23 protein-coding genes are annotated in these 23,270 nt (G+C 71.9%); 12 read left to right on the forward strand and 11 right to left on the reverse strand.

Annotated features, from left to right (window positions below):
- Positions 1 to 78: 78 nt before the first annotated feature.
- From WBQ80_RS15560 to WBQ80_RS15580, 5 genes are all read left to right on the forward strand, one after another.
- A complete protein-coding gene (locus WBQ80_RS15560; protein ID WP_336572509.1) occupies positions 79 to 1,128 on the forward strand; it encodes an LLM class F420-dependent oxidoreductase in 1,050 nt (349 codons plus the stop codon).
- A 331-nt stretch (positions 1,129 to 1,459) separates the two neighbouring features.
- Entirely contained in the window at positions 1,460 to 1,903 is a 444-nt protein-coding gene (locus WBQ80_RS15565) for an SRPBCC family protein (protein ID WP_336572508.1), read from the forward strand.
- Entirely contained in the window at positions 1,900 to 3,351 is a 1,452-nt protein-coding gene (locus WBQ80_RS15570; RefSeq protein ID WP_336572507.1) for a phytoene desaturase family protein, read from the forward strand. The genes WBQ80_RS15565 and WBQ80_RS15570 overlap by 4 nt, the downstream gene beginning before the upstream one ends.
- A gap of 570 nt (positions 3,352 to 3,921) precedes the next feature.
- Positions 3,922 to 4,560, forward strand: coding sequence for a DNA-directed RNA polymerase subunit beta (locus WBQ80_RS15575; protein ID WP_336572506.1), 639 nt, complete (start codon positions 3,922 to 3,924; stop codon positions 4,558 to 4,560).
- A 248-nt stretch (positions 4,561 to 4,808) separates the two neighbouring features.
- A complete protein-coding gene (locus WBQ80_RS15580) occupies positions 4,809 to 5,696 on the forward strand; it encodes an aminodeoxychorismate lyase (protein WP_336572505.1) in 888 nt (295 codons plus the stop codon).
- A gap of 85 nt (positions 5,697 to 5,781) precedes the next feature.
- Here WBQ80_RS15580 and pstB read toward each other — a convergent pair whose 3' ends face one another.
- From pstB to WBQ80_RS15620, 8 genes are all read right to left on the reverse strand, one after another.
- The gene (gene pstB, locus WBQ80_RS15585; protein WP_336572504.1) at positions 5,782 to 6,561 is read right to left on the reverse strand and encodes a phosphate ABC transporter ATP-binding protein PstB; all 780 of its coding nucleotides are present in this window, start codon (positions 6,559 to 6,561) and stop codon (positions 5,782 to 5,784) included.
- Positions 6,562 to 6,586: 25 nt separating this feature from the next.
- Complete coding sequence (gene pstA, locus WBQ80_RS15590; RefSeq protein ID WP_336572503.1) at positions 6,587 to 7,681, reverse strand: phosphate ABC transporter permease PstA; 1,095 nt, start codon at positions 7,679 to 7,681, stop codon at positions 6,587 to 6,589.
- Positions 7,681 to 8,619 carry a phosphate ABC transporter permease subunit PstC gene (gene pstC, locus WBQ80_RS15595; protein WP_336572502.1) on the reverse strand — a complete coding sequence of 313 codons (939 nt, stop codon included), beginning with the start codon at positions 8,617 to 8,619 and terminating at the stop codon, positions 7,681 to 7,683. Before pstC ends, pstA begins: the two co-directional genes overlap by 1 nt.
- Positions 8,620 to 8,708: 89 nt before the next feature.
- Positions 8,709 to 9,806, reverse strand: a complete 1,098-nt coding sequence (locus WBQ80_RS15600) for a phosphate ABC transporter substrate-binding protein PstS (protein ID WP_336572501.1) — start codon at positions 9,804 to 9,806, stop codon at positions 8,709 to 8,711.
- A gap of 196 nt (positions 9,807 to 10,002) precedes the next feature.
- Positions 10,003 to 11,088, reverse strand: a complete 1,086-nt coding sequence (locus tag WBQ80_RS15605) for a phosphate ABC transporter substrate-binding protein PstS (protein ID WP_336572500.1) — start codon at positions 11,086 to 11,088, stop codon at positions 10,003 to 10,005.
- Between the two features lie 168 nt (positions 11,089 to 11,256).
- Positions 11,257 to 12,201, reverse strand: coding sequence for an NUDIX hydrolase (locus tag WBQ80_RS15610; protein ID WP_336572499.1), 945 nt, complete (start codon positions 12,199 to 12,201; stop codon positions 11,257 to 11,259).
- Positions 12,198 to 14,396, reverse strand: a complete 2,199-nt coding sequence (locus WBQ80_RS15615) for an RNA degradosome polyphosphate kinase (RefSeq protein ID WP_336572498.1) — start codon at positions 14,394 to 14,396, stop codon at positions 12,198 to 12,200. Before WBQ80_RS15615 ends, WBQ80_RS15610 begins: the two co-directional genes overlap by 4 nt.
- Positions 14,397 to 14,441: 45 nt before the next feature.
- Positions 14,442 to 15,131: a response regulator transcription factor gene (locus WBQ80_RS15620; protein WP_336572528.1), complete on the reverse strand. Its 690-nt coding sequence runs from the start codon at positions 15,129 to 15,131 to the stop codon at positions 14,442 to 14,444.
- A 73-nt stretch (positions 15,132 to 15,204) separates the two neighbouring features.
- On the opposite strand from WBQ80_RS15620, the gene WBQ80_RS15625 reads away from it, so the two are divergent.
- From WBQ80_RS15625 to ygfZ, 3 genes are all read left to right on the forward strand, one after another.
- Entirely contained in the window at positions 15,205 to 15,552 is a 348-nt protein-coding gene (locus tag WBQ80_RS15625) for a hypothetical protein (RefSeq protein WP_336572496.1), read from the forward strand.
- Between the two features lie 140 nt (positions 15,553 to 15,692).
- Positions 15,693 to 16,301: an FABP family protein gene (locus tag WBQ80_RS15630; protein ID WP_336572494.1), complete on the forward strand. Its 609-nt coding sequence runs from the start codon at positions 15,693 to 15,695 to the stop codon at positions 16,299 to 16,301.
- Positions 16,301 to 17,446 carry a CAF17-like 4Fe-4S cluster assembly/insertion protein YgfZ gene (gene ygfZ, locus WBQ80_RS15635; RefSeq protein WP_336572493.1) on the forward strand — a complete coding sequence of 382 codons (1,146 nt, stop codon included), beginning with the start codon at positions 16,301 to 16,303 and terminating at the stop codon, positions 17,444 to 17,446. The genes WBQ80_RS15630 and ygfZ overlap by 1 nt, the downstream gene beginning before the upstream one ends.
- A gap of 13 nt (positions 17,447 to 17,459) precedes the next feature.
- Here ygfZ and WBQ80_RS15640 read toward each other — a convergent pair whose 3' ends face one another.
- Positions 17,460 to 18,287: a class I SAM-dependent methyltransferase gene (locus tag WBQ80_RS15640; RefSeq protein ID WP_337282603.1), complete on the reverse strand. Its 828-nt coding sequence runs from the start codon at positions 18,285 to 18,287 to the stop codon at positions 17,460 to 17,462.
- Between the two features lie 98 nt (positions 18,288 to 18,385).
- Between WBQ80_RS15640 and WBQ80_RS15645 the strand changes: the two genes are divergently transcribed.
- Positions 18,386 to 19,132 carry a phosphoglyceromutase gene (locus WBQ80_RS15645; RefSeq protein WP_336572490.1) on the forward strand — a complete coding sequence of 249 codons (747 nt, stop codon included), beginning with the start codon at positions 18,386 to 18,388 and terminating at the stop codon, positions 19,130 to 19,132.
- An 82-nt stretch (positions 19,133 to 19,214) separates the two neighbouring features.
- On the opposite strand, the gene phoU is transcribed toward WBQ80_RS15645, so the two are convergent.
- On the reverse strand, positions 19,215 to 19,868 hold the full coding sequence (phoU, locus tag WBQ80_RS15650) for a phosphate signaling complex protein PhoU (RefSeq protein ID WP_336572488.1): 654 nt from the start codon (positions 19,866 to 19,868) through the stop codon (positions 19,215 to 19,217).
- A gap of 189 nt (positions 19,869 to 20,057) precedes the next feature.
- Here phoU and WBQ80_RS15655 point away from each other — a divergent pair, with 189 nt between their 5' ends.
- On the forward strand, positions 20,058 to 21,356 hold the full coding sequence (locus WBQ80_RS15655; protein WP_336572487.1) for a sensor histidine kinase: 1,299 nt from the start codon (positions 20,058 to 20,060) through the stop codon (positions 21,354 to 21,356).
- Positions 21,353 to 22,033, forward strand: a complete 681-nt coding sequence (locus tag WBQ80_RS15660) for a response regulator transcription factor (protein ID WP_336572485.1) — start codon at positions 21,353 to 21,355, stop codon at positions 22,031 to 22,033. Before WBQ80_RS15655 ends, WBQ80_RS15660 begins: the two co-directional genes overlap by 4 nt.
- 65 nt (positions 22,034 to 22,098) lie before the next feature.
- Here the strand turns inward: WBQ80_RS15660 and WBQ80_RS15665 are convergent, their stop codons facing one another.
- Complete coding sequence (locus tag WBQ80_RS15665; RefSeq protein WP_336572484.1) at positions 22,099 to 22,554, reverse strand: DNA modification methylase; 456 nt, start codon at positions 22,552 to 22,554, stop codon at positions 22,099 to 22,101.
- Positions 22,555 to 22,715: 161 nt separating this feature from the next.
- Between WBQ80_RS15665 and WBQ80_RS15670 the strand changes: the two genes are divergently transcribed.
- Positions 22,716 to 23,198: a CarD family transcriptional regulator gene (locus tag WBQ80_RS15670; RefSeq protein ID WP_067948714.1), complete on the forward strand. Its 483-nt coding sequence runs from the start codon at positions 22,716 to 22,718 to the stop codon at positions 23,196 to 23,198.
- The last annotated feature ends 72 nt before the right edge of the window (positions 23,199 to 23,270 follow it).

A 23,270-nucleotide genomic window follows, 5' to 3' on the forward strand; every position in this document is an offset into this window, starting at 1 on the left:
GCCGTCGGCTAGGGTCGTGATGGCCGCGCCCCCACCCGCGGCACGACCCGACCACCCCACGACGACGAGGAGTGACGCATGCGCGTCGGCATGTTCCTGAACTACGCCGGAGGCTTCCGCGAGGTCGCGGACGAGGTCGCCGAACTCGAGGCCGCCGGCGTCGACCTCGTCGCCGTGCCCGAGGCGTACTCGTTCGACGCGGTCAGCCAGCTCGGGTTCCTCGCGGCGCGCACGTCGCGCATGACCCTCATGAGCGGCATCCTGCAGCTCTACACGCGGACGCCGACCCTCACGGCGATGACGGCGGCCGGACTCGACTTCGTGTCCGACGGCCGGTTCGAGCTCGGCATCGGCGCCTCGGGGCCGCAGGTGATCGAGGGCTTCCACGGCGTGAAGTACGACGCGCCGCTCGGGCGCACGCGCGAGATCATCGACGTGTGCCGCATGACCTGGCGGCGCGAGCCCGTCGTGCACGCCGGCCGCCACTACCGCATCCCGCTGCCCGAGGGCGAGGGCACGGGCCTCGGCAAGCCGCTGAAGCTCATCAACCACCCGGTCCGCGAGCGCATCCCGATCACGGTCGCCTCGCTCGGCGCGAAGTCGGTCGAGCAGACGGCCGAGATCGCCGACGGCTGGCTGCCCATGTTCTTCCACCCCGAGCGCGCCGGCGAGGTCTGGGGCGACGCGCTCCAGGCGGGCCGGGCCAAGCGCGCTCCCGAGCTCGCGGAGCTCGACGTGTTCGCGAGCCCGGCCCTCGCGATCACCGACCGAGCGGATGCCGCGGCCGCCGCCATCGCGGCCGTGAAGCCGAACCTCGCGCTCTACGTCGGCGGCATGGGCGCGCGCGGCAAGAACTTCTACAACGACCTCGTCGCGAGCTACGGGTACGCGGACGAGGCCGCGACCATCCAGGACCTCTACCTCGCCGGGCGCAGGGACGAGGCGGTCGCCGCGGTGCCGGACGAGCTGGTCCGCGCGATCTCGCTCATCGGCTCGCCCGCCGAGGTCGCCGAGCGCGTCGCGGCGTTCGCCGCGGCGGGCGTCACGACGCTCACCGTCACGCCGCTCGCGCGGGACTCGGCCGAGCGGGTCGCGCTCATGGGCGCGTTCCGCCGTATCGTCGGCTGAGCGCCCGCGGGAGCGCGGGCCCGGCGCGACCGCTCGGGCTCCCCGACGCAGGGCGGATTGTTGCACGATCCGGACGCCAGTCCACCCCCAGTTCGAGGGTGTGTCACGTTCGCGGGTCCGGCGCGTACGCTCAGTGCACCGCGATCCAGGTTGCGGCAGGGGAAACCATGGGGGTGGGGCTGCCGTGGCGGGGCGATGAGGCCGATGCGGCCACCGCCCCGCCAGGCGGTACCCGGTTCGCGGCATCCGTCGAGGGGTTGCCCTCCACCGGTGAGCGCGCCATAGCATCGGAGCAGGCCGGGCGCCCGTGCGCCGCGGCCGGGGAGGACCGATGTCCCGCAACGTCCGACGGCTCGCGTGCCCGCCCGAGGCCGTCTTCGACGTGCTGGCCGAGGGCTGGCTCTATCCGGTGTGGGTCGTGGGGGCGATGCGCATGCGCGACGTCGACCGGCGGTGGCCCGAGCCGGGCAGTCGCCTCCACCACTCCGCGGGCATCTGGCCGGTGTACCTCGACGACGTCACGGAGTGCCGCGAGTGGGATCCGCCGCGGCGGGCGGTGTTCCGCGCGAAGGGCCGGCCGATCGGCGAGGCCGCCGTCGCGATCGAGGCGAAGCCGGTGCCCGGCGGTTGCCTCGTGCGCATCTTCGAGGAGCCGGCGGGGGGTCCCGCGAGGCTCCTCCCGTCGTTCATCAGGCAGCCGATCCTGCACGCCCGGAACACCGAGACGCTGCGCCGGCTCGCGTACCTCGCCGAGGGCCGCTGGGAGGGCCGATGAGCGACGCCGTCGACGCGGTCGTCGTCGGGGCCGGGCCGAACGGCCTCGCCGCGGCGGTCACGCTCGCGCGCGCCGGGCTGTCCGTGCGCGTGTACGAGGCCGCGCCGACTCCCGGTGGAGGGGCCCGGACCGAGGAGCTCACGCTGCCCGGGTTCCGCCACGACGTGTGCTCGGCGGTGCACCCCATGGCGCTCGCCTCGCCGTTCTTCCGCGAGTTCGGACTCGAGCACCGCGTCGAGCTCCGCCTTCCGCCCGTCTCCTACGGCCATCCGCTCGACGGGGGCCGAGCCGGCCTCGCCTGGCGCGACCTCGACCGCACCGCCGACGGGCTGGGGCGCGACGGACGCGCCTACGCGAGGCTCCTGCGCGGCCTCGCGGAACACGCCGACGCGCTCATGGAGTTCGTGGGCTCGTCGCTCATGCGCGTGCCGCGGCATCCCCTCGTCGCGCTGCGCTTCGGGCTCGCCGTGCTCGAGCAGGGCTCGCACGCGTGGAACGCGCGGTTCCGCGAGGAGGTCGCGCCCGCGATGCTGACCGGCGTCGCCGCCCACGCGATCCGGCCGATGCCCTCCCTCGCGACCGCCGGGGCCGGGCTCGTGCTGACTGCGCTCGCCCACGCACGCGGCTGGCCCATCCCCGTGGGCGGCAGCGGCGCGATCGTCGACGCCATGGTCGCCGACCTCCGGGCGCACGGCGGCGAGGTGGTGACGGATGCCGCGATCGACGACCTCGCGGCCCTTCCCGCCGCGCGCGCCGTGCTGCTCGACGTGACGCCGCGCTCGCTCGATCGCATCGCCGGGGATCGTCTCCCCGACCGGTACCGCAGGGCGCTCCGGCGGTTCCGGTACGGCAATGCGGCCGCGAAGGTCGACTTCGCCCTCTCGGGGCCGGTGCCGTGGGCCGACCCGGCGCTCGCCGAGGCCGGCACGGTGCACGTCGGCGGCACGCGCGCCGAGATCGCGGCGGGGGAGCGCGAGGTGGCCCGCGGGCGGCATCCGGGATCGCCCTACGTGCTCGTGTCGCAGCCGTCGATCGTCGACCCGACGCGGGGCCCGGACGGCCGCCACACGCTGTGGACGTACACGCACGTGCCCGCCGGGTCCACCGTGGATCCCACCGAGGCGGTCACCCGGCAGATCGAGCGCTTCGCGCCCGGGTTCCGCGACGTGGTGCTCGCCTCGTCGGCGCGCTCGGCGATGGAGCTCGAGGCCGACAACGCGAACTACGTCCGCGGCGACATCGCGGCCGGCGCCCCCTCGCTGCTGCAGCTCGTGCGTCGTCCGGTGATCTCGCCCGAACCGTGGCGCACGCCGCTCTCGGGGGTGTACCTCGCGTCGTCGTCGACCCCGCCCGGACCGGGCGTGCACGGCCTGGCCGGATGGCACGCGGCGGGCAGCGCCCTGCGGCACGAGTTCGGCGTGACCGAGCCGCCGTTGCTCGCGCCGTGAGCAGGGCGATCCACCGCGATGGTGCCCCCAGAGAGGCTCGAACTCTCGACCCACGGATTAACCTGCTGCACTGGGTCTCCCCAGCCACCGCCTGCGCGGCTTGCAGTCTGGACTATCTCACCACCTTCGGCCGAGCCGGTCAGGTGCGCCGCGTATAGTCTCTGAGGTTCCCTCTCGGTTACCTGCTGATTGCCCAATCCCTCGGATTGTCACTGCCGTTCGGCGAGTACCTCGGGCTCTCAGGGTGTTCCAGCATATAGCGGCGTTCATTCGGCGCATTTCGGCGCCGACGCTCCTGTTTTCTGTTGAAGTCCGTTGCTCTAACCAACTGAGCTATGGGGGCGGATCCACACTAACAGTCGACCCGGTCCCCGGCCGCGCCACATCTCGACCGGCCCACCCGAACGCGCCCTGAGATCACCTGCCGACGCACGGGGAGGACCGGCGTTCGGTCATCCGGACGCCGGGTGGAAGCCGAGGTGACGTTCCTCGAATCCGGAGGACGAGCGCCGATTCCGCGGACGGCGGAATCCGGCCCACTCGCAGTCCGCGGCGGTATCGTGGCCCGCGATGACCGCAGATTTCCACCGCCCCACCCGCTTCCCGCCGCGCAACTTCGAGGGCTTCCTCGGCGCGGAGGACCCGGCGCAGGTGAGCCGCGTCGCGCATGACACCGCGGCGGCGGTGCTGTCCCGCGTGCGCGCGGACCCCGACCCCGAGGTGGTCTCCCGGTTGGTGTCGTACACCGACGAGCACGGCATCGACGCGATCGCCGAGCTGTGGTCGCAGGCGTCGCCGAAGAGCCTCCCGGGCGCGCTGTGGCGCATCTACCTGCTCCGCACGATGATCCGGCAGGACGCCGCGGGCGTGAGCCTCGCGTTCCAGCGCGGCACCGAGGTGTCCCGCACGATCGACCAGGTGGTCGCGGGCGCCCCGACGCCCGCGGGGCCTGCCGAGATGCGCGAACTGGCCGACGTGATCCTCCGCGGCGTGTTCTCCGGCGACTTCGCCGCGGCGCTCGACCGGGCCGCCGCGTTCGGACGCGTCGCCTCGACCGGGTTCACGAGCCTCGCCGACGATGCGGATGCCGCGGACGCCGTGCACCCTGAGCGGCCGGGGATCCTCACGCGGCGCGCGCTCCGGCTGTCGTCGCTCGCCGAGGAGCTCACGGCCTGCGCACGCCTGTGGCGGCACGACAGCCTCGACTGAATCGTGCGCGCGGCCGAGCCCGCGCGGGCGCGCGGCCGACACGCCCGGCCCGCACCGGGATCCGGCCCGGCGGAATAGTCCCCGGGGCGGCCTCGTTTACACTTGTCGTGGCCGGTCGCAGTAACCCCGGGCTCCAAATCTCGCCGCTTCGAGCGGCCTCGCGCCGAGAGGCGTTCTGCGGCCGGCCACTTTCGCTGCCCACTGGGATCGCCCGGCGGGTGCGGCGCCGTGCGGCGTAGCATCGGAGGATGGCCGACACCGTCACGTTCCTCGTCGATCCACTGCCGACCGATGCGTCCCCGGAGTTCTTCGAGGCGTCCTTCCGCGAGATCGAGGCGGGCGCCGGCGCGCTGGCGGTGAACGACCTGGCTCCCCACCGGGGCGACGGCGTGTTCGAGACCCTGGCGATCGTCGACGGCCACACCCAGGAGGTCGAGCCGCACCTGGCGCGGCTCGCGAACTCCGCCCGGCTGAGCGAACTGCCCGAGCCGAACCTCGAGCAGTGGCGGCTCGTCATCGCGCGCGCCGCCGGGCGGGTCCCCGCCCGGGGCGAGTACGCCCTCAAGCTCGCGGTCAGCCGCGGGGTGGAGCCCGGCCCCAAGCCCACCGCCTGGGTGCACGTCACGCCCGGCGCCGACTTCGCTGCGGCGCGCCAGCGCGGCATCCGCGTCGTCACGCTCGACCGCGGCGTGGCGCACGGCGTCGGCGAACGCGCTCCCTGGCTGCTGCTCGGCGCCAAGACGCTGAGCTACGCGGGCAACATGGCCGCGCTCCGCGAGGCGAAGCGCCGGGGGGCGGATGACGCGATCTACGTGTCGTCCGACGGCTACGTGCTCGAAGGGCCGACCTCGAGCGTGATCGCGCGCCTCGGCGACACGTACGTCACGCCGCCGCCCGCGGCCGGCATCCTGCACGGCACCACCCAGCGCAGCGTCTTCGCGCACCTCGAGGCCACCGGGCGGACCGCCGAGTACCGCGACCTCACCGTCGACCGGCTGCGGGCAGCGGATGCCGCGTGGCTCGTCTCGAGCGTGCGCATGGCCGCGCCGATCGTGGAACTGGACTTCGCGCCCATGGCGCTCGACGCCGACGCGACCGCGGAGCTGAACGCCTACCTGCTCTCGCCGCGCGACTGACGACGCCCCGGACGACGACGTCCCGCCCGGAACGACGACGGCCCGCCCCGGCGGGGACGGGCCGTCGCGAGTGCGGACGGGCGGATCAGCCGAATCGACCCGACACGTAGTCCTCGGTCGCCTTCTGCGCGGGGTTCGAGAAGATCGTCGTGGTGTCGTCGTACTCGATGAGCTTGCCGGGCTTGCCCGTCCCGGCGATGTTGAAGAACGCGGTCCGGTCGGACACGCGCGACGCCTGCTGCATGTTGTGGGTCACGATCACGATCGTGTACTCCTGCTTGAGCTCCTCGATGAGGTCCTCGATGGCGAGCGTCGAGATCGGGTCGAGCGCCGAGCACGGCTCGTCCATGAGGATCACCTCGGGCGAGACCGCGATGGCACGGGCGATGCACAGTCGCTGCTGCTGGCCGCCCGAGAGGCCCGATCCGGGGCGATCGAGGCGGTCCTTGACCTCGTTCCACAGGTTCGCGCCGCGCAGGGACTTCTCGACGAGGTCGTCGGCGTCCGACCTGGAGATGCGCTTGTTGTTGAGCTTGACGCCCGCGAGCACGTTCTCCTTGATCGACATCGTCGGGAACGGGTTCGGACGCTGGAAGACCATGCCGACCTGCCGGCGGACCAGCACGGGGTCGACGTCCGCGTCGTAGAGGTTGTTGCCGTCGATCAGCACCTCGCCCTCGACGCGGGCGCCCGGGATGACCTCGTGCATGCGGTTGAGCGTGCGGAGGAACGTGGACTTGCCGCAGCCCGACGGGCCGATGAAGGCCGTCACGCTGCGCGGCTCGATCTCGAGGGTGACGCCCTCGACGGCGAGGAACTTCGAGTAGTAGACGTTGAGGTCGCGGACCTCGATGCGCTTGGACACGGGTTTCCTTACTGGGGTTCTGGGGTCAGCGCCCGAACTTCGGGGCGAAGAAGCGTGCGACGAGTCGGGCGACGAGGTTCAGCGCCATGACGATGAGGATGAGCGTGAGCGCGGCGGCCCAGGCGCGGTCGAGGTAGGCGGACGCCGGCGTGCCCTGGTTCGCGTACTGGGTGTACACGAACACGGGAAGCGACTGCATTCGACCCTCGGTGAGGTCGTAGTTCATGCTGTTGGTGAAGCCGGCGGCGATGAGCAGCGGCGCCGTCTCGCCGATGACGCGGGCGATCGAGAGCATGATGCCCGTCGTGATGCCGGCGATCGACGTCGGCAGCACGACCTTCACGATGGTGAGCCACTTGGGCACGCCGAGCGCGTAGGCCGCCTCGCGGAGCTCGTTCGGCACGAGCCGGAGCATCTCCTCGCTCGACCGCACGACGACCGGGATCATGAGCACCGCGAGCGCGACCGCGCCCGCGATGCCCGTCCGGGTGCCCGGGCCCCAGAAGATCGCGAAGAGCGCGTAGGCGAACAGGCCCGCGACGATCGACGGGATGCCCGTCATGACGTCGACGAGGAACGTGATGCCGCGCGCGAGCCGGCCGCGCCCGTACTCGACCAGGTAGATCGAGGTCATGAGCCCGATCGGGATCGAGATGAGCGCCGCGGTGCCGGTCATGAGCAGCGTGCCCACGATCGCGTGCAGCGCCCCGCCGCCCTCGCCCGTGACGCTGCGCATCGAGTAGGTGAAGAACTCGGCGTCGAATCGCGCGAGCCCGAACGTCACGACCGTGATGGTGAGCGAGATCAGCGGGATCATCGCCAGCAGGAAGGCGCCCGTCACCATGGACGTCACGAACCGGTCGGTCGCGCGGCGGGAGCCCTCGACGACGCGCGAGAGGACCGTGATGGTGACGACGTAGACGAGGGCGGCGACGATGAGCGCGCCGACCCAGTTGAACTCCGCCCCGCCCAGCGCGATCAGGGCGAACAGGCCGCCACCCACCACGAGCGAGGCGGCGAGGATCATCCAGGGTGCGCCGTTGGGCAGCCTGCCGGCGGTGAGCGAGTTGCTCACCGGGGTCGCGACCCGGGGTTCCGGCGGGGTGATGGTCGTGGTCATCAGTTCGCTCCCGAGAACTCGCTGCGTCGCGCCACGATCCAGCGGGCGAGCGCATTCACCGCGAAGGTGACGATGAAGAGGATGAGGCCCGTGGCGATGAGCACGTTGACGTTGATGCCGTACGCCTCGGGGAAGCTCAGGGCGATGTTCGCCGCGATGGTGGACGGGTTCACCGACGTCAGGAGCTGGAACGTGACGGCGCCGGTCGCCGAGAGCACCATGGCGACCGCCATCGTCTCGCCGAGCGCGCGGCCGAGGCCGAGGACGGCCGCCGAGATGATGCCGGGGCGGCCGAAGGGCAGCACCGCGGTGCGGATCATCTCCCAGCGGGTGGCGCCGAGCGCGAGCGCCGCCTCTTCGTGGAGCACGGGCGTCTGCAGGAAGACCTCGCGCGAGATGGCCGTGATGATCGGGATGATCATGACCGCGAGCACGACGGCGGCGGTGAGGATGGTGCGCCCCGTGCCCGAGACGGGGCCGGAGAACAGCGGGATCCAGCCGAGGTTGTCGACCAGCCACGAGTAGAGCGGCTGCACCGCGGGGGCGAGCACCCCGATGCCCCACAGGCCGAAGACCACCGAGGGAACGGCCGCCAGCAGGTCGACGATGTAGCCGAGCACCGAGGCGAGTCGCCGGGGCGCGTAGTGCGAGATGAACAGCGCGATGCCGATGGAGACGGGCAGCGCCATGAGCAGCGCGAGCGCCGCCGCCCACACTGTGCCGAACACGAGGGGCCCGACGTACGCCCAGAAGTCGGAGTCGAGGATGGAGGCGTCCTCGCCGCTCGCGAAGAGCGCGGGAACGCTCTGCACGATGAGGAAGGTCGCCACGGCCGCGAGCGTGACGAGGATCATCGATCCTGCGAAGACCGCCGAGCGCGAGAAGACGCGATCACCCGGTCGCTGTTTCGCCCGGATGGGGGCGGGTGCGGTGCTCATCTGGCGAGGTTCCTCTGATTCTGGTTCGGAAACAGGGCTGAGCCCGGCCCCGGCTTCGCGTGGAAGCGGCGGGGCCGGGCACGACCTTCTTACTGGATGGAGTCGATCGCCGCGACCGCCTGCTCGCGCACGGCGTCGGAGATCGGCGCCGAGCCGGCGTTCTCGGCGGCCACGTCCTGGCCCTCCGCGCTGGCGATGTACGAGAAGTACGCCTTGACGAGCTCGGCGGTCGCCGAGTCCTCGTACTGCTGGCAGGCGATCGAGTACGCGACGAGCACGATCGGGTAGGCGGCCTCGTCGGGCGTGCGGTCGAGCTCGAGCGAGAGGTCGCCGTCGGGGCGGCCCTCGACGAACGGCGACACGTCGACGATCGCGGCCGCGGCCTCGGGCGAGTACTCGAGGAACTCGTCGCCGACCTGCACCGCCACGGTGCCGAGGTCGCCGGCGCGCGACGCGTCGGCGTAGCCGATCGTGCCGGTGCCGTTGGTCACCGCGTCCACCACGCCCGAGGTGCCCTGCGCGGCCTCGCCGCCCTCGAATGGCCAGACGCCGTCGGCCTCGTAGGTCCACACGTCGGGCGCGGACTGGGCGAGGTAGTCGGTGAAGTTCTCGGTGGTGCCCGAGTCGTCCGAGCGGTGGACGGGCGTGATCGCGAGGTCGGGCAGCTCGACGCCGTCGTTCGTCGCGGCGATGGCCGGGTCGTTCCAGTTGGTGATCTGGCCCGCGAAGATGCCCGCGATGGTGGCCGGGTCGAGGTTCAGCGAGTCGACGCCCTCGAGGTTGAAGACGACCGCGATCGGCGAGATGTAGAGCGGCAGCTGGATGATCGTCGAGTCGGGCGCGCACGCGGCGAAGCCGCCGGCGGCGATCTCCTCGTCGTTGAACGCCCGGTCGGAACCGGCGTAGCCGCTCGCGCCCTCGAGGAACGTGTCGCGGCCCGCGCCCGAGCCGGACGGGTCGTAGTCGATCGTGACGTCGGGGTTGGCGTTCTGGAACTCCGCGATCCAGGCCTGCTGGGCGGCGTCCATGGCGGACGAGCCCGCGCCGACCAGGTTGCCGGAGAGCGTGGACTCCGAGCCGGCCTCGTCGTTGCCGGTGGCGGCGCTCTCGTTCGCAGCGCAGGAGCTGAGGGCGAGTGCCGCGGTCACTGCGATGACGGCGGGCGCGCCGAGACGCTTGAGGTTCACGTGATTCCCTTCCGGGGGTTCGAATGCAGGGGGTGGGCCGGTGCCGACCTGCCTGCGACGCTAACCAGCGTGCGTGACGAGCGTCCCCCACGAGGGTGAACGGGAGGTGAACCGGGACTGACCGGACGGGATGCCGTTGCTGGGAGTCCGCCGGGCGGACGGCACCGGACGTCCGCTCGGCGAGCCCGGGCGGCGCTCAGCGGATCGACTCGATCGCCTGCATGGCCTGATCGCGCACCGCGTCGGAGATCGGCGCCGAACCCGCGTCGGCGGCGGCGGCCTGCTGGCCCTCCTCGCTCGCGACGTAGGCGAGGTACTCCCGCACGACCTCGACGTTCTCGGGCGAGACGTACTCCTGGCACGCGATGAGGTAGCTGACGAGCACGATGGGATAGACGCCCGCCTGCTGGGTGGTGCGATCGATCTCGATGGCGAGGTCGCCCTCCTCGCGGCCCTCCTCGAGCGGCGACGCGTCGACGATGGCGGCGGCGGCCTCGGTCGAGAACGGCACGAACTCGTCGCCGACCTGCACGGCCACGGTGCCCAGGCCGCCCGCGCGCGAGGCGTCGGCGTACCCGATGGTGCCCACGCCGTTGCCGACCGTGTCGACCACGCCCGAGTTGCCCTGCGCGGCCTCGCCGCCGGCGAACGGCCAGACGCCGTCGGCCTCCCACTCCCACGCGTCCGGGGCGGCGGCGTGCAGGTACTCCGTGAAGTTCTCGGTCGTACCGGAGTCGTCGGAGCGGTGGACGGCCGTGATCGGCAGGTCGGGCAGCTCGACGCCGGGGTTGGTCGCGGCGATCGCGGGGTCGTTCCACTCGACGACGTCGCCGGCGAAGATCCCGGCGATCGTCGCGGCGTCGAGGTTCAGGGTCTCGATCCCGTCGAGCCGGAAGACCACGGCGATCGGCGAGATGTACAGCGGCAGCTGGAGGACCGTCGAGTCCGGGGCGCAGCGGCCGAAGCGGCCCTTCTCCAGCTCGTCGAGCGTGTACGCGCGGTCCGACCCGGCGAAGTCGCTCGCGCCCTCCATGAACGTGTCGCGGCCGGCGCCCGATCCCGACGGGTCGTAATCGACCGTCACGCGCGGGTGGGCGGTCTGGAAGCCCGCCACCCAGGCCTGCTGCGCGGCGCCCTGCGCCGAGGAGCCGGCGCCGATGACGTACCCGTTGAGCGTCGACCCGGTGTCCTCCAGTCCCATCTCGTTGACGGCGCACGAGGAGAGCAGGAGGGCGGTCGTCGCCGCGAGCGCGGCGGACGTGAGCAGGCGCGTGCGATTCACTGGGATCCTTCGGGTGGGGGACACGGAAGCGGGGGATCGGCCGGCGCGGCCGGTTCCGACTCGCGATCGCGTGAACAGCGAAACCCACTCGGGTGAACGGCAGGTGAACACCCACTGGCCGGAGGGGTGGGGAACCTGCGCATCCGCTGCATGGTCGGGTTCGAGGGATCAGGACTTCGGAGCGTGCGTCTCGATGGCGATGATGCCCGACGAGGGGTTGGAGGCCGAGAGGTGCACGACGCTGAACTCGCCCACCTCGAGGCCCGCGGCGTCCGTCACGTAGGAGCCGAGCGGCGTGCCCGTCGCGAGCGCGATCTCGCGCATGATCTCGGGCAGTACGGGGCCGTGGCTGCAGATCACCGCCGTCTTGCCGACGCGCACGCGCTTGCCGATCACGCGGCGGACCTCGTCGCGACCCGCCTCCCACGCGTCCTGGCTGATCCCGTCGTCGCGCTTGACGGTGATGCCGGATGCCGCGGAGAGCGGCGTCACGGTCGTGACGCAGCGCACGGCCGGACTGGACACGATCTTCCGCGGGGCCCAGGCCCTCAACGTGTCGGCGAGCGCCACGGCCTGGCGCACGCCGCGCTCGACGAGGGGTCGCGTCGTGTCGGTCCCGTCCCAGGAGCCGCGCGCCTGCGCCTTGCCGTGCCGCAGCACGATGAGGCCGAACGTCGAGGTCACGCCCTGGTCGACGAGCGTGGCGAAGTTGTCGAGGATCTCGCGATCCGGCTCGTACGTCAGGTAGCTGCGGGCGCGCTTGATCGTGACCCACTCGAGCGCGGCGATCTCGGCGTTGGGGCGGAAGGTCGATCGCTGCACCGCCTTCTCGCTCACACGGGCCGCCCAGTAGTGCACGATCTTCTCGCGCCCGCTGGGCAGGGCGTAGCGCGAGATGCCGAGCGGCACCCCGAGTGCGACGCGCAGGCCCGTCTCCTCGGCGATCTCGCGCACGGCGGTGCGCGGAAGCGTCTCGCCGGGGTCGACCTTGCCCTTCGGGATCGTGACGTCGCCGTACACGGTCCGGTGCACCACGAGCACGTGGACGCGTCCGTCGATGACGCGCCAGCAGATCGCGCCGGCTGCGTAGACGGCGGTCGCGACCTGGCTCATCGGCGCTTCGCCGATCGTGCGCTCCGGACGACCCGGGACGTGCGCTGCGCGACCCGCTCGATGCGGAGGTGCTGCAGGTCGGCGAGGGGCGAGCCGGCGTCATCCGTCGAGTGCCGGGTCCAGGTGCCGTCGCCGGCGAGCCACCAGGAGCTCGTGCCGTCGTCCATCGCCTGGTCGAACAGCTCGCCGATGTCGGCGACGTGGTCGGGATCGGTGAGCCGCACGAGCGCCTCGACGCGACGGTCGAGGTTGCGGTGCATCATGTCGGCCGAGCCGATGTACACGACGGGCTCGCCGCCGTTGTGGAACGTGAAGATGCGCGAGTGCTCGAGGTAGCGGCCGAGGATGGAGCGCACGGTGATGTTCTCGCTGAGGCCGGCGATGCCCGGTCGCAGGCTGCAGATGCCGCGCACCCAGATCTCGACCGGGACGCCCGCGTTCGAGGCGCGGTAGAGCCCGTCGATGATGGCCTCGTCGACCATCGAGTTCACCTTGATCCGGATGCCGCCGGGCAGGCCGTCCTCGGCGTTGCGGATCTCCTGCGCGATGAGCTTCAGCAGACCCTTGCGCAGGTGGAGCGGGGCGACGAGCAGGCGCTTGAACTTCTTCTCGATCGCGTAGCCCGAGAGTTCGTTGAAGAGCCTGGTCAGGTCCTTGCCGACCTGGTCGTCGGCGGTGAGCAGGCCCAGGTCTTCGTAGATGCGGCTGGTCTTGGGGTTGTAGTTGCCGGTGCCGATGTGGCTGTAGTGCACCAGCCGGCCCTTCTCCTGCCGGATGACGAGCGCGAGCTTGCAGTGCGTCTTCAGCCCGACGAGGCCGTACACCACGTGCACGCCCGCCTTCTCGAGCTTGCGTGCCCACGAGATGTTCGCCTGCTCGTCGAAGCGGGCCTTGATCTCGACGAGCGCGAGCACCTGCTTGCCCGACTCGGCCGCGTCGATGAGCGCCTCGACGATGGGGCTGTCGCCCGACGTGCGGTACAGCGTCTGCTTGATGGCGAGCACGTCGGGGTCGGCGGCGGCCTGCTCGAGGAAGGCCTGCACGCTCGTCGCGAACGACTCGTACGGGTGGTGGAGCAGCACGTCCTTGCGGGCCACGGCGCCGAAGACGTCGGCCGGCAGGTTGGGCTCGGACCGCATGAGCTGCGCGTTCGTCGCCGGCACGTGCGTGGGGTAGTGCAGCTCGGGGCGGTCGATCCGGGCGAGGTCGAACAGCCCGCCGAGGTCGAGCGGGGCGGGGAGGCGGTAGACCTCCTGCTCGGTGACGTCGAGCTCGCGCACGAGCAGGCCGAGCGTCACGTCGTCCATGTCGTTCGAGATCTCGAGGCGGATCGGCGGTCCGAACCGGCGCCGCAGGAGCTCCTTCTCGAGGGCCTTGATGAGGTTCTCGGTCTCGTCCTCCTCGATCTCGACGTCCTCGTTGCGGGTCACTCGGAACACGTGGTGCTCGAGGATCTCCATGCCGGGGAACAGGTCGCCGAGGTGGTTCGAGATGAGGTCCTCGAGGGCGATGTAGCGGGCGTCCTCGACGGGTTCGGCCGGGTCGACGCGCACGAACCGGTGCAGCATCTGCGGCACCTTGACGCGCGCGAACTCGAGCCGCCCCGTCCGGCTGTTGCGCACCCGGACGGACAGGTTGAGCGAGAGCCCGGAGATGTACGGGAACGGGTGCGCCGGGTCGACCGCGAGCGGCATGAGGACGGGGAAGATCTGGGCGCTGAAGAACTCGTGCAGGTGGGCGTGCTCGGCCTCGTCGAGGTCGTCCCACGAGACGATCCGGATGCCGGCATCGGCCAGGGCGGGCTTGACGAGGTCCTGGTACGCGGCGGCGTGCCGCAGCTGCAGCTCGTGCGCCTTCCGCGAGATGTCGGTGAGCACCTCGTGCGGCGTGCGGCCCACGTTCGTCGGCACGGCCAGCCCGGTGTTGATGCGGCGCTTCAGGCCCGCGACCCGGACCATGAAGAACTCGTCGAGGTTCGACGCGAAGATCGCGAGGAAGTTCGCCCGCTCGAGCACCGGAAGGCGCGGGTCCTCGGCGAGCTCGAGGACGCGCTGGTTGAAGGCGAGCCAGCTGAGTTCGCGGTCGAGGTACCGCTCCGCGACGAGCTCGGGCGCGCCATCCGTGTCGAGCGGCTCGAAGTCGTCGTCGAAATCGCTCGCGGTGCGGTCCTCGTCGAGGGTGGTCTCGGCCGTCATCCCCACATCATGCCACCGGGGTGCGACCGGGTGGTGAAGCGGATGTCACCGGACGGTGACGTCGGCGTCGCGCTCGTCCTCCTCGTGGACGTTGAACCGGTAGCCCACGTTGCGCACGGTGCCGATGAGGCTGTCGAGGTCGCCGAGCTTGGCCCGGAGCCGCCGCACGTGCACGTCGACCGTTCGCGTGCCGCCGAAGTAGTCGTAGCCCCACACCTCGCTGAGCAGCTGCTCGCGCGTGAAGACCCGCGACGGGTGCGCGGCGAGGAACCGCAGCAGCTCGAACTCCTTGTAGGTGAGGTCGAGCGTGCGCCCGTGGACCTTGGCGGAGTAGCTGGCCTCGTCGATGACGACGCCCGAGGTCTGGATGCGCTCCGCGGGCTGCGAGGCCTGCGCGCGCCCGACGGCGAGCCGGATGCGGGCGTCGATCTCGGCCGGGCCGGCCTGCTCGAGGATGACGTCGTCGACGCCCCAATCGGGCGTGACCGCCGTCAGGCCGCCCTCGGTGACGACCAGCACGAGCGGGACCGAGAGACCGGTCGTGCGGAGGATCTGGGCGAGCGCCTTGGCGCCCGCGAGGTTGGTCCGCGCATCGAGGAAGACGAGGTCGGACTCCGGGGCCCGCACCAGCTGGTCGGGCGACGCGGGGATCACGCGCACCCGGTGGGTGAGGAGTGACAGGGCCGGGAGAACGTCGTCGTTGGCTGCCGGCGTCAGGATCAGCAGCTGCGCCACGAGCACCCTCCAGTAGTAAGGTGCGGTCAATACTACGGGACGTCCGAGGGGGCGCCGCGGAACGGGGGACGCCATGGGCGACGCACACGGTCACACGGTCCCGCCCGCCGCGTCGCCCGCGCCGGCCAACGCCTGGGGCCGCTGGGCCATCCCCGTCGTGTGGGCCGTCGCGGCGGTGGGCTCGGTCCTCGTCGTGGCGGCCGCCTCCGCGGGGCGGCGCGAGTGGTTCGGCGACGACTCGGCGACGGCGGCGTACGCGCCGCTCGGCATGGTGCTCGCGGCATCCGTCATCGCGTCGATGGCGCTGCAGCTCGCCTCGCGCGAGCCGCACGGGTTCGTCGGACGCATCAGCGCGTCGATCGCGGGAGCGGTCGTGGTCGTCGCGCTCGCGGCGCTCGCGCTGCTGCCGATCGTCCTCTGAGCAGCGGGTAGACTCGCTGCATGGATTCGCTGCTCGCCCTCGAACTCTTCTTCATCGGCCTGCTCGGGCTCGCGAGCCTCGCCATCGCCTGGGTGAGCGGCGTGGTCGTCTTCCGGCTCTTCAAGGGGCAGCGCTAGGCCGTGATCGAACTCCCGGTCGACCTCCCCCCGGAGCTCGTTCCGCTCTCCTGGCTCATCGGGGTGTGGGAGGGCTCGGGCGTCATCGACTACAAGGTCGGCGACGACTCGGTCACCCACGAGTTCGGGCAGCGCGTGAGCTTCAGCCACGACGGGCTGCCCTACCTCAACTACACGTCGTCCACGTGGCTGTTCCCCGGGGCCGAAGGCGGCGAGCCGACGCCCATCGCCGCCGAGACCGGCTACTGGCGGCTCGCACGACCGCTCGGCGAGGGCGACCCCGGCCCGGCGCTCCTGCCGGCAACCGGTCCCACGCGCTTCCCCGACGCCGAGGCCGTCGAGACGCTGCGCAACGCCGCCGGCGGCTTCGACCTCGAGGTCTCGGTCGTGCACCCGGGCGGCGTCAGCGAGCTGTACCTCGGGCAGGTGAAGGGACCGCGCATCGATCTCGCGACCGATGCCGTGATGCGCGCCGCAGGCGCGAAGGAGTACGCGGCCGCCACGCGGCTGTACGGCCTCGTCGAGAACCACCTGCTCTGGGCGTGGGACATCGCCGCGCTCGGCCAGGACCTCCGCACCCACGCCAGCGCGCGTCTCGCGAAGGTCGACTGATGACCGCGTCGCCGTTCCTCGCCCTGCCCGGCGCCGTTCCCGCGGAGGGCGTCGACGAGGGCGTCCCCGCGCACTACGGCAACCCGATGGTCGAGCAGCGCCGACTCGAGCGGGGCCGCGCCGTCGTCGACCTGTCGCACCGCGGCGTGGTGACCGTGACGGGACCGGACCGGCTGTCGTGGCTCAACTCGATGGCCAGCCAGCGGCTCGACCACCTTCGACCGGGCGAGTCGGCCGAGGCGCTCTTCCTCGACGCGTCGGGCCACGTCGAGCACGCGGTGCACGTCGTCGACGACGGCGAGCGCACGTGGCTCGTCGCGGAGCGCGACGACGCGCCCGCGCTGGCGTCGTGGCTGGATCGCATGCGGTTCATGCTGCGCGTCGAGGTCGCCGACGTCTCGAGCGAGGTCGCGGTCGTCGCCGCGATGCCCGACGGCGACGCGTTCCCGCTCCACCTGCCCGACGGCGCGCTCCGGTGGACCGATCCCTGGCGGCTCGAGCTCCCCGGCGGGCACCGCTACGCCGTGGATCCGGCGCACCCGGGGGCGTTCTGGCGCTACGTCGAGGTGATCGTGCCGCGGGAGGCGCTCGTCGGCCTCGCCGCCGCCGTCCGATCCGGCGCGACCGAGCCCGCCGGCGTGCTCGCCCTCGAGGCGCTCCGCATCGCCGCGTGGCGGCCGCGCTTCGCGACCGAGGTCGACGAGAAGACGCTGCCGCACGAGCTCGACTGGCTCCGCAGCGCCGTCGACCTGCACAAGGGCTGCTACCGCGGCCAGGAGACGGTGGCGAAGGTCGTGAACCTCGGCCGGCCGCCCCGGCGCCTGGTGATGCTGCACCTCGACGGCAGCGACACGGTGCTGCCGAAGCCGGGCGACGAGGTCGTGGGCGTCAAGGTCCGCCCCGAGCCCGCCCCGGGCGAGGAGCCCGAGCGGCGCGTCGTCGGCCACGTCACGTCGGCCGGCCTGCACCACGAGCTCGGCCCGATCGCGCTCGCCGTCGTCAAGCGCGCGGTGCCGCCCGAGCTCGAGCTCATCGTCGAGAGCCACGGCATCGACGTCGCCGCCGCCCAGGTCGAGATCGTGCCGGCCGGTGCCGGCGCCGCGGTCGAGGTGCCGCGCCTGCCGCGACTCGGCATCCGCCACTGACCGGGTCGCGACGTCAGCGAGCGGATGCCGCCGCGCCCGGCGCGACCGCGTCCCACACGACCGTCAGCTCGCCGAGCCGCCAGCGGCGGGTCCCGCCGTGCATCGGCCATCCCTCGTCGCGGAGGGTGCGCGCCACGGCGATCCAGCGTTGCGACGGTCCGTACACCGACAGCGGCGCGTGCACGCGCCAGGCCCGGTCGAGCGCCGTGAGCAGGTCGTGCACGCGCTCGCCGGGGACGTTGCGGTGGATGAGCGCCTTCGGCAGCCGCTCCGCCACGACCGAGGGCGCCTCGAGTCCGCGCAGGCGGAGGCTGATCGTCAGGGTCCGAGGTCCGGCATCCGTCACGCCGACCCACGCGGCCACGCGGCCGAGCTCGTCGCACGTGCCCTCGACGAGCAGGCCGCCCGGCGCGAGCCGCTCGACCATGCGCGCCCAGGCCCCGGCGACGTCGGCCTCGTCGTACTGCCGCAGCACGTTGAACGCCCGGATCACCGCGGGCGCGCCGCCGCCCGGCACGGGCACCTCGAACCCGCCCAGCCCGAACGACACCGGGAGGTCGGCGGGGAACGGGGTGCGTCCTCCGCGCACCTCGACGAGCTGCGCGTCGGCCGTGCGCACGCGCGCCGGGTCGATCTCGAGGCCGAGCACGCGCACGTCCGGACGCGTGCGGCGCAGCCGGGCGGCGAGCTCGAACGCCGTCACGCCGCTCGCCCCGTAGCCGAGGTCGACCACGAGCGGGTCGGCCGCGCGCCGCAACGCGGGCTGCTCGGCGATCCAGCGGTCGACGCGGCGCAGGCGGTTCGTGTTCGTCGTGCCCCGCGTGATGGATCCGACCGGCATGCCACCAGTCTCGCAGTCGCGAGCGCCCGCGACGCGGCATCCGTCACCGCGCGACCCGCGCCGTGAGGGCGGGATGGCGCGCCGGTAGGCTGGTGCGCATGGTCTACACCCTCGTGCTGCTGCGCCACGGCCAGAGCGACTGGAACCAGAAGAACCTGTTCACCGGCTGGGTCGACGTGCGACTCAGCGACCTCGGGCGCGCCGAGGCGAAGCGGGCGGGCGAGCTGCTCGTCGAGAAGGGCGTGCTGCCCGACGTGCTGCACACGTCGGTGCTCACGCGCGCCATCCAGACCGCCGACCTCGCGCTCGAGGAGGCAGACCGACTCTGGATCGACGTGCGACGCTCGTGGCGGCTCAACGAACGCCACTACGGCGCGCTGCAGGGACTCGACAAGGCCGAGACCCTCGAGAAGTACGGCCAGGAGCAGTTCATGCTGTGGCGCCGCTCGTTCGACACCCCGCCGCCGCCCATCGACGACGACAGCGAGTGGTCGCAGGTCGGCGACCCGCGCTACGCGAACCTGTCGGAGGACGAGATGCCGCGCACCGAGTGCCTGAAGGACGTCATCGCGCGCATGCTCCCGTACTGGGAGACCGACATCATCCCCGACCTGCGCACGGGCAGGACGGTGCTCGTCACCGCCCACGGCAACTCGCTGCGCGCGCTCGTGAAGCACCTCGACGGCATCTCCGACGAGGACATCGCCGAGTTGAACATCCCCACGGGCATCCCGCTCGTCTACGAGCTCGGCGACGACTTCATGCCGACCAAGCCGGCCGAGTACCTCGATCCCGAGGCGGCGGCGGCGGGCGCGGCCGCGGTGGCGGCGCAGGGCAAGAAGTAGCCGCCCCGGGCATGCGAAGGGCCGAGCGGATGTCGCATCCGCTCGGCCCTTCGTCGTCGGCGCGCCTCGCGGCGCCGGGGGATCAGACGGGTTCCGGGACCCAGTCGCCCGTGGCCAGGTACTGGACCTTCTTCGCGATCGAGACCGCGTGGTCGGCGAAGCGCTCGTGGTACCGGCTCGCGAGGGTCGCGTCGACCGTGTCGACGGCCTCGCCCTTCCAGGTCTCGCCGAGGACCTTGTCGAAGACCGAGAGGTGGAGCGCGTCGACCTTGTCGTCCTCGTTGCGGATCTCCTCGGCCAGGCGGACGTCCTCGTTGCGGAGCAGCTCGACGAGCCGGCGCGCGATCTCGACGTCGAGCGTGCCCATCTCGGAGAACGTCGGGCGCAGGCTCTTCGGCACCACCTTGTCGGGGAAGCGGTAGCGGGCGAGCTGCGAGATGTGCGTGGCCATGTCGCCCATGCGCTCGAGCGACGCCGAGATGCGCAGCGCGCTCACGACGATGCGCAGGTCACGGGCCACGGGCTGCTGGCGGGCGAGGATCGTGATGGCGAGCTCGTCGAGCGCCTGCGCGCGCTGGTCGATCAGGTGGTCGTCGGCGATCACCTCTTCGGCGAGGCTCACGTTGGACTCGTTGAAGGCGCGCGTCGCCTTCTCGATGGCCTCGGCGACGAGCGTCGCGATCTCGACGAGCCCGTCCTGGACCTCTCGCAGTTCCTGCTGGAACACCTCACGCATGAATTCCGACCCCTTCGGTCTCGGCTCCGCGCGTCGGGCACGCGGGAGCAGCCGGCAGCCGGCCGACTCGCGACATCCTCCCCGGCGCAGGTGAACGGCAGGTGCCGTGCTCCTGAACACTCCCTAACCTACCCTCGTCCGGCGGGATCCCGGACGTGACGGCCTCGCCCGGTGGTTATCGTTGGACGCATGGACTCCACCTGGTCCGTGCTCGCCGCGCTCGCGTTCGGCGTGCTCATCGGGGCCGGCTTCACCGTGGTGCTGCACATCGCCGAACGGCGCGGGCAGAGCGCTGCGCGCGTGGTCGCGCCCACCATTCCCGACGGGGTCGACCAGGTGCTCGACGTCCTCGAGTCCGCGGGCGTCGTGCTCGATCCGTCGAACAACGTGCTGCGGGCCTCGCCCGGCGCGCTGGCGATGGGGCTCGTGCGCAACCAGATGCTGGCGCACCAGGAGCTCATCGACCTGGTGTCCGCGGTCCGGCGCACGGGCGAGCCCGTGGGGACCGAGCTCGTACTCGCGCGCGGGCCGTTCAGCGACGCCACCATGCAGGTCGACGTGCGCGTCGCCCGGCTGGGCACGCGCTTCGTGCTGCTGCTCGCCGACGACCGCACCGAGGCGCGCCGGCTCGACGAGGTGCGACGCGACTTCATCGCGAACATCAGCCACGAGCTGAAGACGCCGATCGCGTCGGTGAGCCTGCTCGCCGAGGCGCTCGACCATGCCGCCGACGAGCCGGAGCGCGTGCGCCGGTTCGCCGACCGCCTCGCGGTCGAGTCGACGCGGCTCGGCCACATCACGAGCGAGGTCATCGAGCTGTCCCGACTGCAGGCGCGCGACGCGCTGCGCCGCGACGAGCTGCTCGACGTCGACCGCATCGTCGCGGCCGCGGTGGACCAGAACCGTGTGGTCGCCGCCGCGAAGGGCATCGAGGTGCGCCTGCGCGCCAAGTCGAAGGCGAAGGTCTACGGCGACCAGGCGCTCATGGTCGTCGCCGTGCACAACCTCGTCGCGAACGCCATCGCCTACTCGAGCGAGGGCGGCCGGGTGGGCGTCGGCGTCACCGTCGACGGCGACGCGGTCGAGATCGCGGTCGCCGACCAGGGCATCGGCATCGCCCCGGAGGACCAGGACCGCGTGTTCGAGCGGTTCTACCGAGTCGACCAGGCGCGCTCGCGGAACACGGGCGGCTCCGGCCTCGGGCTCAGCATCGTGAAGCACACGGTGCAGAACCACGGCGGGGACGTGCGGGTCTGGTCCCAGCCGGGCCGCGGCTCCACCTTCACCATCCGGCTGCCGCTCGCCGAGCCGCCGGTCGCGGCGCCCGAGCCGGAGTCCGAGGGCGGCGAGGCCGAGGCCGAGACCGTGGTCGCGGGCCCGGCCGATCGCGGCGCGGCGCCGGCCACGGCGGCGGCCGAGGCCGCTGAGACCCCCGATCGCATCGCCGCGGCGCTCCCCGCCGCCCCGTCCCGAGGAGACCCCACGTGACCCGCATCCTGCTCGTCGAGGACGAGATCGCGCTGAGCGAGCCGCTGAGCTTCCTGCTCGAGCGCGAGGGCTACGAGGTGGAGGTCGCCGCCGACGGGCCCTCCGCCGTGTCCGCGTTCGACCGCAACGGCGCCGACCTCGTGCTCCTCGACCTCATGCTCCCGGGCCTGCCCGGCACCGAGGTGTGCCGGGAGATCCGGCAGCGTTCGCAGGTGCCGATCATCATGCTCACCGCCAAGGACTCCGAGGTGGACATCGTCGTCGGGCTCGAGCTCGGCGCGGACGACTACGTGACGAAGCCCTACTCGACGCGCGAGCTGCTCGCCCGCATCCGCGCCGTCCTGCGCCGGCGGGTCGAGCACGACGACGTCGACGAGGCGATCATCACCGGCGGTCGCGTGCGCATGGACGTGGACCGCCACACGGTCGAGGTCGACGGCGAGGCGGTGGCGATGCCGCTCAAGGAGTTCGAGCTGCTGAAGCTGCTCATGCGCAACGCCGGCCGCGTGCTCACGCGCGGCCAGCTCATCGACCGCGTGTGGGGCAGCGACTACTTCGGCGACACCAAGACGCTCGACGTGCACATCAAGCGCATCCGCTCGAAGATCGAGGTCGCGCCCTCGGAGCCCGTGCAGCTCGTGACGGTGCGCGGCCTGGGGTACCGGTTCGAGGCCTGAGACGACGAAGCGGATGCCGCGCGCTCGCGCCGCGGCATCCGCTCGGATCGTTCGTTCGAACCTGCCTACCGCAGGAGGTCTTCGTACTCGGGGAGGCGGCCGTCGAGCACGGGTACCTCGATCTCGCGGCCCTCGGCGCCCGACGTGGTGGCGTAGACCTGGACGAGCCCGCCCACCTCGGCGTCGAGCCGCTCGACGGTCAGGGGGTCCTCGTCGCCGGCGCCGGGCGCCACCGTCTGGCCGGCCTCGACCTCGACCTCGAGGGTCTCGCCGCCGATCTCGAGTTCGAGCGTGGCGTCCTCCGAACCGGAGTTGGTGACCGACAGGATCATGCTGCCCTCGTCGCCGTCCTCGCTGATGACGAGGATGTTGCGGATGGCGAGGTCGCCGACGTCGGCCGAGACGCCGTCGCTCGGGTCGTACTTCTCGGTGGTCGCCTGGTAGGTGATCATGGCGCAGCCGCTTCCGCCGATGGCGATGCCGAGAGCCAGTGCAGCGGATGCCGCGAGACGCGCCTTCACAGAACCTCCAACGAGACATGCGTGCGCGCGGGTGCATGCAGCCGCGCGCAGGGAACTCCGACGAGTCTAGCCTACGGCCCAGCGCGGCTCCGGGCGTGGAGGCGGAACCCTAGCACTACCTCGGTGTGATATCCTGAAAGTTGCCGAAAGGACGTCTATTCATGCTGTTTGAGGTTGGCGAGACCGTTGTCTACCCCCACCACGGAGCCGCGACGATCGTCGAAGTCAAGAAACGCATCATCAAGGGCGAAGAGAAGCTCTACCTCAAGCTGAACGTCACGCAGGGCGACCTCGTCATCGAGGTTCCGGCCGAGAACGTCGACCTCGTCGGCGTGCGTGACGTCATCGGCAAGGAAGGCCTCGACAAGGTCTTCGAGGTGCTCCGCGCCCCCTTCACCGAAGAGCCGACCAACTGGTCGCGCCGCTACAAGGCGAACCTCGAGAAGCTCGCCTCGGGCGACGTGATCAAGGTCTCCGAAGTCGTGCGCGACCTGTGGCGCCGCGACCAGGACCGCGGGCTTTCCGCGGGCGAGAAGCGCATGCTGGCCAAGGCTCGGCAGATCCTGATCTCCGAGCTCGCGCTGGCCGAGAAGACCGACGAGGAGCAGGCGTCGACCGTCCTCGACGAGGTCCTCGCCTCGTAGCCCGAGTCCGGGTTCCGACGATCGCCGCCGGCGCAGCACGCGCCGAGCGGCGATCGTCGTCCCGGGCGGCGA

It is taken from the genome of Agromyces sp. CCNWLW213, from assembly GCF_037199545.1.
In the GTDB taxonomy this organism is placed as follows: Bacteria; Actinomycetota; Actinomycetes; order Actinomycetales; family Microbacteriaceae; genus Agromyces.